This window comes from Mesorhizobium sp. CO1-1-7 (assembly GCF_020164885.1).
Lineage (GTDB): Bacteria > Pseudomonadota > Alphaproteobacteria > Rhizobiales > Rhizobiaceae > Mesorhizobium > Mesorhizobium australicum.
The window spans coordinates 365,720-379,743 of the sequence record NZ_JAIUHA010000005.1 but is presented as its reverse complement, the minus strand read 5'-3'; the positions used below and the strand labels follow the sequence as shown (position 1 = coordinate 379,743).

At 61.4% G+C, this 14,024-nt stretch carries 18 protein-coding genes and 1 pseudogene; 13 read left to right on the top strand and 6 right to left on the bottom strand.

Going from position 1 to position 14,024, the window contains the following annotated elements; translation table 11 throughout:
- The first annotated feature begins 248 nt into the window (after nucleotides 1-248).
- The 4 genes from LB516_RS13460 to LB516_RS13445 are packed head-to-tail and all read left to right on the top strand — an operon-like array spanning nucleotide 249 to nucleotide 2,564.
- Nucleotides 249-653, top strand: a complete 405-nt coding sequence (locus tag LB516_RS13460) for a hypothetical protein (protein WP_140715510.1) — start codon at nucleotides 249-251, stop codon at nucleotides 651-653.
- Nucleotides 650-1,870 (top strand): NRAMP family divalent metal transporter, encoded by a 1,221-nt coding sequence (locus LB516_RS13455; protein ID WP_015319131.1) that lies wholly within the window; start codon nucleotides 650-652, stop codon nucleotides 1,868-1,870. Before LB516_RS13460 ends, LB516_RS13455 begins: the two co-directional genes overlap by 4 nt.
- Complete coding sequence (locus tag LB516_RS13450; RefSeq protein WP_140715357.1) at nucleotides 1,870-2,229, top strand: hypothetical protein; 360 nt, start codon at nucleotides 1,870-1,872, stop codon at nucleotides 2,227-2,229. Before LB516_RS13455 ends, LB516_RS13450 begins: the two co-directional genes overlap by 1 nt.
- A 2-nt stretch (nucleotides 2,230-2,231) precedes the next feature.
- Complete coding sequence (locus LB516_RS13445; RefSeq protein WP_140715355.1) at nucleotides 2,232-2,564, top strand: hypothetical protein; 333 nt, start codon at nucleotides 2,232-2,234, stop codon at nucleotides 2,562-2,564.
- A gap of 29 nt (nucleotides 2,565-2,593) precedes the next feature.
- Here the strand turns inward: LB516_RS13445 and LB516_RS13440 are convergent, their stop codons facing one another.
- Nucleotides 2,594-2,911, bottom strand: coding sequence for a hypothetical protein (locus LB516_RS13440; RefSeq protein ID WP_224582907.1), 318 nt, complete (start codon nucleotides 2,909-2,911; stop codon nucleotides 2,594-2,596).
- 72 nt (nucleotides 2,912-2,983) lie between these two features.
- A complete protein-coding gene (locus LB516_RS13435; protein WP_224719711.1) occupies nucleotides 2,984-3,238 on the bottom strand; it encodes a DUF982 domain-containing protein in 255 nt (84 codons plus the stop codon).
- 251 nt (nucleotides 3,239-3,489) lie between these two features.
- Here LB516_RS13435 and LB516_RS13430 point away from each other — a divergent pair, with 251 nt between their 5' ends.
- From LB516_RS13430 to LB516_RS13410, 5 genes are all read left to right on the top strand, one after another.
- On the top strand, nucleotides 3,490-4,233 hold the full coding sequence (locus LB516_RS13430) for a DUF4142 domain-containing protein (protein ID WP_015319126.1): 744 nt from the start codon (nucleotides 3,490-3,492) through the stop codon (nucleotides 4,231-4,233).
- 21 nt (nucleotides 4,234-4,254) lie between these two features.
- On the top strand, nucleotides 4,255-4,857 hold the full coding sequence (locus LB516_RS13425; protein WP_224719710.1) for a general stress protein: 603 nt from the start codon (nucleotides 4,255-4,257) through the stop codon (nucleotides 4,855-4,857).
- A gap of 286 nt (nucleotides 4,858-5,143) precedes the next feature.
- Complete coding sequence (locus tag LB516_RS13420) at nucleotides 5,144-5,953, top strand: hypothetical protein (RefSeq protein ID WP_015319124.1); 810 nt, start codon at nucleotides 5,144-5,146, stop codon at nucleotides 5,951-5,953.
- Nucleotides 5,946-6,695, top strand: coding sequence for a metallophosphoesterase (locus LB516_RS13415; RefSeq protein WP_224683400.1), 750 nt, complete (start codon nucleotides 5,946-5,948; stop codon nucleotides 6,693-6,695). Before LB516_RS13420 ends, LB516_RS13415 begins: the two co-directional genes overlap by 8 nt.
- A 213-nt stretch (nucleotides 6,696-6,908) precedes the next feature.
- Nucleotides 6,909-7,340 (top strand): hypothetical protein, encoded by a 432-nt coding sequence (locus LB516_RS13410; protein WP_023771244.1) that lies wholly within the window; start codon nucleotides 6,909-6,911, stop codon nucleotides 7,338-7,340.
- A gap of 57 nt (nucleotides 7,341-7,397) precedes the next feature.
- Here LB516_RS13410 and LB516_RS13405 read toward each other — a convergent pair whose 3' ends face one another.
- The 4 genes and pseudogenes from LB516_RS13405 to LB516_RS13390 form a co-directional block, all read right to left on the bottom strand.
- On the bottom strand, nucleotides 7,398-7,562 hold the full coding sequence (locus LB516_RS13405) for a hypothetical protein (RefSeq protein ID WP_015319121.1): 165 nt from the start codon (nucleotides 7,560-7,562) through the stop codon (nucleotides 7,398-7,400).
- Between the two features lie 91 nt (nucleotides 7,563-7,653).
- Nucleotides 7,654-9,278 (bottom strand): annotated as a pseudogene (locus tag LB516_RS13400) (DHA2 family efflux MFS transporter permease subunit).
- Complete coding sequence (locus LB516_RS13395) at nucleotides 9,275-10,327, bottom strand: HlyD family secretion protein (RefSeq protein ID WP_224719709.1); 1,053 nt, start codon at nucleotides 10,325-10,327, stop codon at nucleotides 9,275-9,277. The pseudogene LB516_RS13400 and the gene LB516_RS13395 overlap by 4 nt, the downstream one beginning before the upstream one ends.
- A gap of 424 nt (nucleotides 10,328-10,751) precedes the next feature.
- Nucleotides 10,752-11,822: a YihY/virulence factor BrkB family protein gene (locus tag LB516_RS13390; RefSeq protein WP_140617522.1), complete on the bottom strand. Its 1,071-nt coding sequence runs from the start codon at nucleotides 11,820-11,822 to the stop codon at nucleotides 10,752-10,754.
- Nucleotides 11,823-11,971: 149 nt separating this feature from the next.
- On the opposite strand from LB516_RS13390, the gene LB516_RS13385 reads away from it, so the two are divergent.
- From LB516_RS13385 to LB516_RS13370, 4 genes are all read left to right on the top strand, one after another.
- On the top strand, nucleotides 11,972-12,331 hold the full coding sequence (locus LB516_RS13385) for a hypothetical protein (protein WP_224582636.1): 360 nt from the start codon (nucleotides 11,972-11,974) through the stop codon (nucleotides 12,329-12,331).
- The gene (locus LB516_RS13380) at nucleotides 12,328-12,501 is read left to right on the top strand and encodes a hypothetical protein (RefSeq protein WP_224719708.1); all 174 of its coding nucleotides are present in this window, start codon (nucleotides 12,328-12,330) and stop codon (nucleotides 12,499-12,501) included. Before LB516_RS13385 ends, LB516_RS13380 begins: the two co-directional genes overlap by 4 nt.
- Nucleotides 12,502-12,714: 213 nt before the next feature.
- Entirely contained in the window at nucleotides 12,715-13,125 is a 411-nt protein-coding gene (locus tag LB516_RS13375) for a DUF427 domain-containing protein (protein ID WP_015319115.1), read from the top strand.
- Nucleotides 13,126-13,402: 277 nt separating this feature from the next.
- The gene (locus LB516_RS13370) at nucleotides 13,403-14,023 is read left to right on the top strand and encodes a (2Fe-2S)-binding protein (RefSeq protein WP_015319114.1); all 621 of its coding nucleotides are present in this window, start codon (nucleotides 13,403-13,405) and stop codon (nucleotides 14,021-14,023) included.
- Nucleotide 14,024: the final 1 nt, after the last annotated feature.

The window sequence follows — 14,024 nt, the reverse complement described above, 5'->3', positions numbered from 1 at the left end:
TGTCCCAATCCCACAATCGATGCTTTGTTCCGCTTGAATTGGGTCTCGTGGCCGGCGGGCCTCTGTCGTTGGTTCTTATGTCTCGTGGTCGGCGCCTGTCCGAGCGGTGGCGTTTGATTGACGGGCACACCGGGCGCTCTAGATCAATTCACGCCGACCGCGACTTCCATCGGCTCGGGGAGATCATTCTCGTGGCGCACCAAACGCCGGCTTTGACCTTTAGTGGCCCTTATCCCAGGCTGAGTTGTATGTGCGTGCTGTTGCTCACGAGCGTCTTGGCGGGATGCTCGTCCTCCGACCAGATCGAGCAGCAATCACAAACGGCGGCCTCCGCGGCACAGACCGTATCGGTAATGCTCGATGCCTGGATGGATGGGGCAGCGCCGTTCGCATACACAGCCGGCACGCTGCGGTCGACCGGCAAGACTCTGGCCGACGCCGAGGCACAAATCCGATCGGCCGGAACGGCTGAACCCGCCGAGCAATCTGCTTTGGCGGCAGCGGTCAAGGATCTGTCAGCCGCGGTGGCTCGCGCCGAAGCGGGATTGCAGGCGGACAATCGAGCGGAGGTCCAAAACGCAAAGCAGGATCTTCGACGGGGCTCGCGCACGCTGGCGACCGCCTATGCCAGATATTTCGCGCCGAAGCCATGAAGAAGCTCGTGGAAATATCGCTCGGCGTGGTTACCAGCGTTGGCGGCTTCCTCGAAGTCGGATCGATGGCGACGGCGGCCCAAGCGGGCGCAACCTTCGGCTTCCAGTTGATCTGGGCCGTGGTCCTCGGCACCATCTGCATCATCTTTCTGGTGGAAATGGCCGGCCGGTTCGCCGCGGTGAGCCATCACACGATCTGCGACGGCATCCGCGAGAGATTTGGTTTCAACGTCTTTGTGTGGCCGTTGCTTGCCACCTTGCTGCTCAGTCTCATGGTGCTCTCCGCCGAGATCGGCGGCGTTGCCATCGCACTCGAACTTGCCACCGGCATAGGCTTCCAGTGGTGGGCTCTGCCGGTGGCTTTTCTGGCATGGCTGCTGCTCTGGAAAGGCACGTTCGGTTTCATCGAGAAAGGCGTGTCGATGCTCGGCTTGGTGACGTTGTGTTTCGTCGTCGCGGCCGTGATGCTGAAACCCGATTGGACGGCGGTCGCGGCTGGCGCAGTGCCTTCGCTGCCAGCCCACGATACCGCCAATTACTGGTTCATGGCGGTCAGCATTCTCGGCGCCTCGATATCGCCCTACCTGTTCATGTTCTATTCCTCGGGGGCTATCGAGGACCAGTGGGACAAGAGCTACCTCGGCGCCAACCGGGCCATAGCGGGACTGGGGATGACCTTCGGCGGCACTATTTCGATCGGCGTGTTGATCGTGGCCGCTCTCGTGCTGGCCACGCACGGCATCAACCAGGTCGACGACTATCACCAAATGCCATTGATGCTGATCCCGGTATTCGGCTTCTGGGGTTTCATCCTGTTCGTAGCCTCTCTCGCCATTGCCTGCTTCGGCGCTGCACTCGAAGTCGCGCTGCAACAGGCTTACCTCGTGGCGCAAGGTTTCGGCTGGACTTGGGGCGAGGACCGCAAGCCGCGCGACAATCCAGGCTTCAGCGCCGTGTATACGGTATCGTTGTTGCTTGCGGCCATCCCGATCATGCTTGGTGTCGATCCGTTGAGGCTCACCATATTTTCCATGGCGCTGACGGCGGCCAGCCTGCCGTTGACGGTGGTTCCATTCCTGTTTCTGCTGAACGACGAACGCTACGTCGGCGAGCATCGCAACGGCATTCTCTCGAATGCCGCGGTCATCTTCATCATCGCGCTCGGCTTTGTGCTGGCCGTGGTGACGATCCCGCTGCAGATATTCGGAGGCACATGATGGAGTTGCTGCGTGATCTCCTGGACAAGCAGGTGGTCGACCGCCGCCAGGTCAAAATCGGCAAGGTCGACGGGCTGGTGGCCGAATTGCGGCAGGGCAAGCCCCCAAGGATCGTCGCGATCGAACTCGGCTCCATCACCTTGGCGCGTCGCCTTGGCACGTGGCCGGGGCGATGGATGGCGCAACTCGCGGCAAAGCTGGGTGGCAAGCGCCATGGCGAGCCGCATCGGATCGCCTGGCACAAGGTGAAAGATATCGGCGTCGACGTCGAGTTCGATATCGATGTGCGTCGCACGACGATCTTCGCCTGGCAGGACTGGTTGCGCGATCATGTCATCGGACGCATTCCGGGAGCTTGATGATGACCATCGTCAATCTTGAACATCTGGCTGGGCGACGCGTGCTTTCGCAGCGGGGCAAGAGCATCGGCTACATCGAGGAAATCCGCGCCGAACCGGATGGCGACGATTTTGTCGTTACCGAATTCCATGTCGGCGTCTACGCCGCTTTCGAACGTCTTTCGGCCTCGGCCATAGGCGTGGCCGTGCTCGATCTCTTTCGGCTGCGCCGCCGCGATGGCCTATACCGCATCCCTTGGGACAAGCTCGACATTTCTAACCCGGCGCGGCCGCGGCTGCTGTGTCCGATGACCGAACTTTCGGGCATGAAGAGCGCACCCGATCTTCGCGAATAGGCCGTCGCCGCGCTTTCTCGCAGACGTCTTCACCGAAGCATGCTCGCCGCCAGAAAAACCGCGGCCGCTACCAAAACGACGGCTGCAACGACCAACAGCGGCCAGTTGCTGCGAGGTCGTAGTTCCGGCTCGCCTTCGACCGGCCGCATCGCATTGGCGAAGCTGGCGTCATTTTCGAATTTCGGCCGGCGGGAAGGTGGCGGCTCCGTAGGGATCGGATTTTGTGTGTCCGCCGCCTCGGCGTCGGTCTCCATCGGAGCAACGGCAGGATCGAAGCCCGGCGTTTTGTCCTGCGTCTCTCCCCCCTGGATCTCGCCTCTGGCAGAGGCCGGTGTAGGAATTGACATCTTGGCACTGACCTCTCTCGTTCGAACCAGGCTCTGCCAAATCCGCAGCGGTGGTGCGCATAGCGCCAACGACTAGATTTGATCGCCGAGCAGAATCCTGGCGTCCTTGGCCGCAACGATGAACGCCTGCCGTGCAACCCTTGGAGGCTTTTCGCCACGCAACACCGCAAGGCAGGCCTTGATCGCGGCAAGACGCCTTTCCGACGTCGGCTTTGGCCAGTCCCGCAGCAGCACTTCGGCGGCATCGGACACAGAGACCACAACCCTGTCGCGGTCTATGCGGCCAGGTTGAATAACGATCGGTTTTCTGAAATGGCCTGTACGCACCCGCCCCTCCAAGACCTTCGCCTGTTGCTCCACGGAGCCTTCCGCGGACGGCCTCTAACGCCGCGACAGTCGATTTGTTCCAGTGCACCTGGCGTTTGGAATTTGGAATAACGACGCCTGAGCCACTCGTCTCCACCCATGGTTTTCTGGCGCTGCCGGGTCTAGCGGCATGGGGCCTGGAGAGCGGAACAAAGCGCATCTTGGCTTGTTAGGACGCAGCGCAAATTCGCTCACCGACAAGGACAAAGCCGATGAAAACACGACACCTTCTCGCATCCCTCGCGGTTGCTTCCACGGTTCTCGCAATGCCTGCCTTCGCGGCCGACAGCGCCCAGGATTTTGTCGACAAGGCTGCCGTCGGCGGCAAGTTCGAAGTGGACTCGAGTCAGATTGCCTTGGGCAAGGCCCAGGACCAGCGCATCAAGGATTTTGCCCAGATGATGATCCGGGACCACGGCGCCGCCAACACCAAGCTGCAAGCGGTCGCCGGCGAACAAAAACTGAAGGTGCCCTCAGCGCTCGACGCTCAGCATCAGGGCGATCTGGATAAACTCAAGAACGCGCAGGGGCCGATTGATCCGGCCTATGTCGACGCGCAGCGCAAGGCGCATGACGAAGCCGTCAAGCTGTTCGAGGATTATGCCAGCGGGGGTGACAACGCCGCGCTCAAGACTTTTGCCCAGCAAACGGTCGGCACGCTGAAGATGCACCAGCAGGCGATCGAAAAGATCGCCGCCGGGCAAGATTCCGTTACGGGAGCGACAACGCCGGCGGTGAAGACCGACAATACTCCCAACGCCGCCGCCCTCGTTCCTGGTGCAAACAGCTTCACCGAAGCCCAGGCCAAGAGCCGTATCGAGAACGCCGGATATTCGAACGTGTCGAAGCTGACCAAGGACGATCAGGGCATCTGGCGCGGCCAGGCGGCCAAGGGAGGCGAAAACCTCAACGTTGGCGTCGACTACCAGGGCAACGTGGTTGCCGCAAGCAAGTGAGCGTGGATCAGGAGAAATCACATGAAAACCGTAACTGGACTGTTCGACAATTATGACGACGCGGCCGATGCGGTCGGCGAGCTTGAGGCAACGGGAGTCCCGCATTCCAACATTAGCATCGTCGCCAACAACTCGGATGACTGGTACGACGCAAATCGTTCCGAGGCCGCTGAAGACGCTGGCAGCGGTGCCGGAATCGGAGCCGTGATCGGCGGCGCCGGGGGGTTGCTCACGGGACTTGGCGTCATGGCCATCCCGGGTGTTGGCCCGGTGGTCGCGGCCGGATGGCTCGCCGCCACCGCCGCCGGTGCGGTTGCCGGTGCCGTGGCCGGTGGAGCGGCCGGCGGCATCGTTGGCGCTCTGACGGAATCGGGCGTGCCCGAGCGCGATGCGCACGTCTATGCGGAAGGTGTACGCCGCGGCGGTACCTTGGTGACGGCCAAGGTGGAGGACGAACTCGTGCCGAATGCCGAGCAGATTTTGGGGCAATCCCGATCGGTGGACCTGGCCGAACGCCGCAGATCGTACGAGGCCGACGGCTGGACCGGCTTCGATGCCAATGCAGGCGAATACGTGCCGGGCGAGATCGATCGCGACGGCGGACGTGCAATCAATCGGCCCTGAAAGCGGCTCACGTTCCTCTGACTGGCACGCAGCGACGAGGTCGCGGAAATCGATCTTGCCGCGCATGCAGGGGCGCTTTGCGGCGTTTAAGCACCATCGAATCCATCTCGAGGGTATCGGGCTGGGTTCGATCGCGTTTGAAGCCATGTTGCCTGCGGAATCTCCGCCGCTCGGAACGGATCGCTCCATGACGAAACCGACCCCGCCCGCAAGGCGGAACCATGGAGGGGTCGACGTTGTTGTCCCAGCGGCCGACTTGTCGGTTGGCGGCTAGGAGCCATCATTGATGACCACCGATCGATCACGCGAAGACGTCCTGGTTTCGCTCCCGTTGATCAATGCAAAGGCGGCGCCGACGCTTAAGCACGCCGGGGCGGAGGTGTTCTACATGGAAGCCGTCCGCGAGCTCACCGCCACGGACATTCCCTTTCTGGTCGCTGGAACCTATGCGGTAAGCGCCTATACCGGCGTCACTCGCCAGACTAAGGATCTCGATATCTTCTGCAAGGCCGGTGACTACGCGCGGATCCTCGCCCATTTCAAGGAGCTTGGATATGCCGTCGAAATCGTGGACGACCGGTGGCTTGGCAAGGTGTTCAAGGGCAGGCATTTCTTCGACGTCATCTTCGGATCGGCCAACGGCATGATGCCTGTTGGCGATCGATGGCTGGAGCACGCCAGACAGACCGAGTTGCTGGGCAGCCGTGTACGGATCATCGGCCCGACCGAACTCATCTGGTCCAAATGCTTCATCCAAGACAGGGGCCGGCACGACGGCGCCGATATCGCCCACACGATCCTCAAGGCACACGACCAGATAGATTGGCACCGGCTGCTTTCCTATCTGGAGGTTCATTGGGAGGTCCTGCTGATGCAGCTCATCAACTTCAGATGGATTTACCCAAGCGAGCGCGATCACATCCCGGCATGGCTCCTCGATGAACTCCTCGACCGCCTCGCCAAGCAACGGCAATTGCCGTCCCCCAGGATGAAGATCTGCCGCGGGCGGCTGCTGTCGCAAACCGACTACGAGATCGATGTCAAGGAATGGGGCTTCGCCGGCGTCGGCGGCGTGGGAGATTTTCGTGATGCCTGACCGCCTGGAGAACGCCGCGCCGAAGGATAACGCAGGGACGCTCAGAGTTGCTGCCATGGGGGATTTGCATGTCAGGGAAGATCCCCGAACCTCGTATCGCGATCTCTTCGGCGAGATATCGAGGGAAGCCGAGATTCTCGTCCTGACGGGAGATCTCACCAATCTCGGCAAGCCTCGTGAGGCGGAGATGCTCGCCGAGGACCTGCGCAACTGCTCGATCCCCGTGGTGGCGGTGCTCGGCAACCACGACTACGAATCCGGCGCGGTGGACGACGTCGCAAACATCCTACGCCAGGCGCATGTTCACCTTCTCGATGGCCATGCGGTCGAAATCGAGGAGGTCGGCTTCGTCGGCGTGAAAGGGTTCGTCGGTGGCTTCGGATCGCGCATGCTCGGCTCCTTCGGCGAACCCGCGATCAAGGCGATGGTCTCGGAAAGTGTCAACGAGGCAATGCGCCTCGAAAACGCGATGCGCCAGGTACGGGCGAAGCGGACGCTCGTGGTCCTCCACTACGCGCCGATCGCTGAGACCGTCGAGGGAGAACCGCTGGAGATATTTCCGTTTCTTGGCTCTTCACGCCTTGCCGAGACGATCGATCGGTTCAAGGTCAGCGCCGTTGTGCACGGTCACGCGCATCGCGGCTCCTATGAAGGCCAAACGCCCGGCGGCGCCAAGGTTTACAACGTCGCCATGCACGTGGCCAAACCGAACGGCCGCCCCTATGCCCTGCTGGAACTCTGACGCCACGGCATCGTGCGAGCATTCAGTTGGAACGCTCTGCCAGGAAGTGGCGGCGCGATAGTGCGAGCTGATCACGGTTGTTTGCCCGCGACATTATTTTTGGAGTTCGTCGCCAGCGGCGAATTCGTCAAACCTCCGTCTTGTCGAAGCCCTGCCGGGCGATAATTTCTTCAGAAGGCGTGGGTGCTTCTCCCTCTCAGACAGGAGCCGACCATGAAACATCAGACACTCGACCAGCTCCAAACCGTCGCCAGGATTGAGCCGCTGGCGCCGTTTTCGGTAATGACACGTAATGAACGCATCGCGCGTTGGGCTGAACTTCTCGAGCAAAATCCCGAACGATGCCTCGGTGCGCTAACCGGCACGGAACATTTGCGTCCTGAAGCACGGGCCATCGCACGTGGGGAAGGATCGGCACTCGCGGTTGCCTTCGAAGACCCGATCTTGCGTGCATCGGGGCTGGGGGACGACACATACGGCGAGGCAAAGCGCTTCTTCGAATTGAGCGACTGGCAACTCCACGACATTGTCTGTGATTGCCACGTCGGTGCCACCATGAAAGCCCGATGGGCCGCAGCTCGGGTCCGTGCAACGATCAGCGGGAACAGGCTCTTTGCGTTCCTGAGGCGGTGCTTGATGCGGTGAGACCAAGGGGAGGTCGTTGCATGTCAGCGACGACCTCCTACACCGCCAATGCGCAAGCTATCGCCGATCGTCCTCGCGATAGAGCTGGTCGGTAGCGCGGTCGCTTTCCCTGCGTTCAACCGGACCACGGTTACGGCGGGTTACCAGGACATAGGCAATCAGTATGACCAGCAACGCTGGCCCGCCGGCGACGACGATTAGCCACATGATACCGTCTGACATGGGAAATCTCCTTTCCTTCACAACCGGCAAGAAGACGATCCGTTCCGCTTGGAGCGGTTCGCGGTGCGGACCGGCCGGCGATCGGTTCCTGTCATCCAGGAGGTCCAGACGCCTCCCGGCTATTGCCGGTCGGGTTTCCTTGCGAAGACCGCAGCAGAAGGGCGAGAGGAACCAGCAGCGCCGTTGCCACCGCGCAGTAACGAAAGACGTCGATATAGGCGAGCAGTGAAGCCTGGCGGGCGATCAACTGCCCGATCCAGCCAATGGCCTGCTGCTTGGCCTGGAGCATCGAGGAACCCTCGGCGACGAAGTGCTCGGTCGCCTGCCGTACCACCTGCTGGTAGGCGGGCGACGATTGCGCGGTGTGGCCGACAAGGTTCGCCTGATGGAGTTGTGCGTTCTGGGCGATCACAGTGTTGGAGAGCGACACGCCGATGCTGCCGCCGATATTGCGGGCAACATTGATCAAGGCCGAGGCCTGGTTGGTCTTTTGCGGCGCCAGACCGACATATGCCGCGGTCGAAATCGGGATAAACAGGAACGGCAATCCGATCATCAGGAAGATGCGGGCAAAGGCAAAGAAGCTGAAGCTGGCGTCGGGCGTAAGCGAAGTCATATGCCACAGGCCGATCGCCACCACCGCCATGCCCGCCATGATCAGGTATTTTGGCTGGACGATGCCGGCGGCAAATCCCGAAATCGGCATGAGCATCAGCATGGCGATGCCGCCCGGCATCATCGACAGGCCCGATAGCGTCGCCGTGTAGTCGAAGGCGGTCTGCTGCAGCTGGGGCATCAGCTGCGTGGTGCTGAACAGCACCGCACCGACCGCCATCATCACTAGGAAGGATGTACCGAACTGGCGGGTGAACAGCAGGCGCATGTCGACGATCGGATCGCGGTGGCGGAATTCCCATGGGATCAGCAGGGCGAAGGAGATCGCCGAGATAATGGCGAAAGTCGTGATGAAGCTCGACGCGAACCAGTCGTTGCGCTGGCCTCGTCGAGAAAGATTTCGAGGCAGCCGAGCGCGGTCGCCACCAGGATGAATCCGACCCAGTCGATCCTGAGACCTCCTTTCAGCCGCTGCTGGCGTTCGCGTTCGAGTACCTCCGGTTCGACCAGCAGCCACTGCACCAACGCCAGTGACATGATGCCGAACGGCACGTTGATGAAGAAGATCCAGTGCCACGAAAAATTGTCGGTCAGCCAGCCGCCGATGGTCGGCCCGACCGTCGGCGCGACGATGACGGCGATGCCGTAGAGGGCAAATGCCTGCGAGCGCTTTTCAGGCGGAAAGGTGTCGGCCAGGATGGATTGCTCGCTTGGCGCCATGCCGCCGCCGCCGAGGCCCTGCAGGATCCTGAAGACGATGAGCATCTCGAGATTGGGCGCCAGCCCGCACAGCAGCGATGCCAGGGTAAACGTCGCGACGCAAAGCATGTAGTAGCGCTTGCGGCCGATCACGCTGGCCAGCCACCCACTGATTGGAATGATCACGGAGTTGGCGACCAGATAGGTGGTGATGACCCAGGTACTTTCATCCATGCCGGCAGCCAGGCTGCCGGCGATGTTGGGCAGCGCCACATTGGCGATCGAGGTGTCGAGCACCAGCATGAAGGTGGCAATGGAGACAATGATGGCGATGAGCCAGGGATTGCGCTCACCGGCCGCGGATCGGCTTTCGCCCTGGTCGCTGGCGTTGTCGCGGCTCATCGCACCTTGACCGTCGGCACCACCGACAGGCCTGGGCCGAGCAGCACATCGGGCGGGTTGTCGAAGACGATCTTGACCGGCACACGCTGCACCAGCTTGACGAAATTGCCGGTGGCATTTTCGGCGGGCAGCAGGCTGAAGGCGGTGCCGCTGCCGGCCTGCAGGCTGTCGACATGGCCATGAAAGGTCTTGTCCGGATAGGCGTCGATATCGATGTCGACCGGCTGTCCGGTTCGCATCCTGTCGAGTTGGGTTTCCTTGAAGTTCGCCTTCACCCAGACTTCATTGGGAACGAACATCATGAGCACCTGACCCGGCTGGGTGTAGGTGCCGATGGCGGCCGAAATGCTTGTCGCGCGGCCGGCGACAGGGGCTGTAATAGTGGTACGGGTCAGTGCCGTGCGGGCTTGATCCCGGCTGGCCTGTGCCTGGTGAAGCTTGGCTTCGCCGCTTTTGGTCTGTGCCTGCAGCACTGTCACCTGGCTCTTCGCCGCGGCCACGTCCGCCTCGGCGCTGTCCAGGGTTGCCTGGTCCTGTCGAAGGGTCGATGCAGCCTGCTGCGCCTGCTGCTGCGTGACCGTGCCCTTCGTCAGCAATTCGCGATTGCGCTGGTCTTCGGCCTTGGCGAAGTCGAGCGCTGCCTGGGCCAGCGCCACCTGCTTCTGGGCGGCGTCGATCTTGGCATTTTGCGCCTCGATCTGGGCCGCCACATTGGTGATGTCGGCCTGAGCGGCGGCTACGCCGGCATCCGCTTGGCTGAGCGATGCCCGGTAGTCGCTGTCGTCGATGCGCAAGAGAACGTCACCCTTGCGCACCGGCTGGTTGTCGGTGACGGCCACATCGGTGATACGCCCGGCAATCTCGGCGCTCACCGTTACCGTGCGGGCATCGATGAAGGCATCATCGGTGGATTCATACTGACGCGTATTCAGCCACCAGATCGCTACACCCATCGCAACAAGCAGAAGCAGGAGGACAATTGCCGCTGTCCAATAGGGATGGCGCCTGGGAAAGCCCAGCAGGTTCGATTTCTGCGGCCTGTCGTCCATTTGCCGATCGTCCGATTTGTCGTGCCGCGAACTTGGCTGGCTGGCGAGACGCTTGCTTTGTCCAGCCCTGTCGTCGGATGGGTCCGGCTCGCTTTTCTGAGGCTTCGTATCCACGGAACTGGCTTTCAGCAGACTGAAGGGTGATGTCCGCGATGGCGAACGCGGTTTCAACGGCAAAGCCTTGGCAAAGGTTCCTGTTTTGACTTCCCGCCAGCGCCATGGGCAGCGACGCCCTTCAGCCAGTCGGTGTGTGGCTGCTCATCCTCTTTGGCCTGCCCGATTGGGCAATAGGACCGCCCTCCCATCAACCTGGAGCGCCGAATACCAGCATTCCCGTTTTATAGACGATAGCCGCACTTGGTGAGAGTGGCTCGAACCTTGTCGCTCGTGCAGGTGACGATGGGACATCTACCTGAAAGTTTCATCAGTCCGCAGTCTTGCCCAATGTGTCGGCGACGACCGCGCCGCGCTCACCCATGGGAACCGCCGGGCCTGTGGTCGAGTCACAGGCCGTCTGATGTTCCATTTCCGCGTTGATGGCGGCGCCGGCGATCAGGATGATGACTGAAATCCATGTCCACATCATCAGGCCGACCACGGCACCGAGCGAGCCGTATGTCGCGTTATAGTTGGCAAAATGCTGGAGGTAGAACGAGAACAGCCACGACGCGATGATCCATGCCGCGGTTGCCGCAAGCGCTCCCCAGCTCAACCATCGCCATTTCGCATGTTCCCGGCTTGGCCCGAAACGGTAGAGCAAGGAAATGCCGGTCAGGATCGACACCACCAGGATGGGCCACCGGGATACCGCAACCACGGTTTCTGTCCAGGCATCAAGGTAGAAAAAGCGCAACAGCGCCGGGACAACACCCACCGTAAGCAGCAGCACGATGCCGATGAGCAGGGCTCCGACCGTGAACAGGATCGACATCAGATTGAGGGTAATGAACGAGCGTTTCTCACGCTCTTCGTAGGCGATGTTCATCGCGTCGAAGAGCGCCTTCATGCCGCTGTTGGCGCTCCAGAGGGCGATTGTCAGGCCTATGAAAAAGCCTGTGCCGAGAGCGCCTGCTTTCTGGCGGGCCAAGGCCTGCAACTGATCGCGGATAAGATCGAGCCCGCCCTGCGGTAGCAATCCCTGGAGGTAAGCGACATGGTCGGCGACCGTTACCGGGTCCGCGACGAAGCCATAGATCGAGATGAAGGCTGCCAGGGCGGGAAACAAGGCGAGCAGGAGATAGAAGGTCGCGCCGGCAGCCACCAGCAGAACCCGGTCCTTGTTGAACTCTTCCCAAAGTCGCCAGAAGATGTCCTTCCACCCCAGCCCAGTGATTTGAGATGGCCACGTGGCGTCGCGCCCACGGCTTCCTGGCTCCCGCCCTGCCGCGGCGTTGCTGTCCTTCGTTGTCGAGGCCGCGCGGCCGGCTGCTTCCTCATCGATCAGCGAGGGCTGCTTGTCGTTCGGCGGAGAGCCTCGTTGTGGTTTCAAAGCCATTACCGGGTTCGCTGATGTCCAAAGCGTGGCTGACAACGCGGGATGAAGACACCCGTTCCCGATGCGCGGCCGATCACGATTTTCCTCCTTCCCTGCATCTTTTGCGGCCGATCGGCGTTTGAAATTGGTCAAGTGAACGGGTGTGTCCGATGAGAACGACAACCAGGGATAAGCTCAGGGGCGAAGCGGAGTTGTCCGAGGACGCCGACCTGATCGTCAATCGAACAGCCCACTTCATTTCGGATTGGATCGAAGAACACGTCGTTGACGAGCCTACCCCTATGTCCGGCATCGATGCCGCGGAGGAACTCGCAAATCAGTGCGTGGCGGATGCGCAAGATGAGGGGATCGCGGCGCAGGACATCCAGGATGAGGTGGGCGATCTTACTGAATACATCGCGGAAACGATCGATGAAGGGAACGGCTCCCCCTTGGAAGGGGTGGCCACGGCGGCAACCAAAATCGCGGAACCTCGTTTGTCGAGTGTCAACCCGAGGAGATGGCGATGACGAGGTTCCTATCCTTTCTAACGGGTCTTGCGCTCACCGCATGTGACAACAACACCGAGCCGACGAAGGCCAACACCGACACCGTCACCAAGAACCCACCAGTCGACCAGGACGCCAGACCGAAGTCGACGACCGGTGGCGATCAGCCAACTGCCCCGGCGACCAAATGAACGTGATTTCCTATTGCTATACGCCGCTGCCGCTTGCGTGGCTGACCTGACGGATGAGGCTCCGGTCATTCCCCTGGCGCGGCTAGGCTGATGACTGCGGACGCCAGGATTTCCGGAGGGACCGGAACCTCAATCCACTGCCGCGCATTTCGACTTCACGCGTGGAAGACAAATGTCATCCAACCATCAAGACGCTGGCCAAGGAGAATTCAGATGCAAGGTTCAGAAGCGATTTCCAGGCGCCCTATCGGCGGCATGAGCATAGAACCATTCCTCGGCACGGTGACGGTCCGGTTCTCCGACGCGATAGTCGCCGCAAGCGACCGTGCGAAAATTCTTCGGGAGGAGGGCCATGAGCCGGTCTTCTATATCCCCTTCGAGGATATCTATTTCGACCTCCTCGAGAAGACCAACACCACCAGCGAGTGCCCGTTGAAGGGAACAGCGAGCTATTGGCGTGTTCATGCTGTCGGCGGCTCGGCCGATGACTTCATGTGGGCGTATGAGACGCCGGATACCGCGGCCCTGGCCATCGCGCGTCATGGCGCCTTCGATCCGAAAAAGGCACGTATTGACGTCGATCCGAAGGAGGATAAGCGGCACACTCCACATGTCATGGAGTAGGATGCCGCCTCGACCGTCGTTCTTCTTGCTTGCCGGCATGCCGGCAAGTGGCCGCCGCCAGGGTCAGCGGCACCGGTGCGAGTCCGAGCCTTCCCCTCATCGATCCACCCTCCACCAAGAAGCCTCGTTGCGGCCGCTTCGATCGGGTTTAGCCGCGCCTCACCGCCATGCCGGAGCAAAATCACTCTTTCGCGATCAGGCAGGGTTTTGTCGCACTGCATTCGGAACAATGCCCGGAGTGAAAGGTTAGCGGCGAAAGCCAGCCCAGGAGCGAGCCATGTCCGAAACCCTCGTCCCAAAGCCAATTAGCCTCAGCCGGAGACGTTTCATGACGGGCACGGTTTCGGCCGCTGCGGTCGCACCGCTCCTGTCTCCTGAGGCCAAGGCGGAGGAAGTGGCCGCGTCCCGTTCCAAGCTCCGGGAGCCGGTCGTCACCTCGCTTCGTATCAACAGGCAAGCTTACGAGCTTTCGCTCGACACCAGGACCAGCCTGCTCGACGCCTTGCGTGACCACGTTGGGCTGACCGGGACGAAAAAGGGCTGCGACCATGGGCAATGCGGTGCATGCACCGTGCTCGTCGACGGAAAACGGGTCCTCTCCTGCCTGAGCTTCGCGGTGATGATGCAGGGCAAGGATGTGACGACCGTGGAGGGGCTCGCCTCGCGCGACGGCGCCCTGCATCCGATGCAGCAGGCCTTTATCGACCATGACGCCTTCCAGTGCGGCTATTGCACGCCGGGCCAGATTCTGTCGGCCATCGGCTGTGTCAACGAAGGCCACGCCGGTTCCGAGGCCGATATCCGGGAATACATGAGCGGCAACATCTGCCGGTGCGCCGCATACCCCAACATCGTGGCCGCGATCGTGCAGGCTCGCGACGAAACCGGGAGAGCCTGAC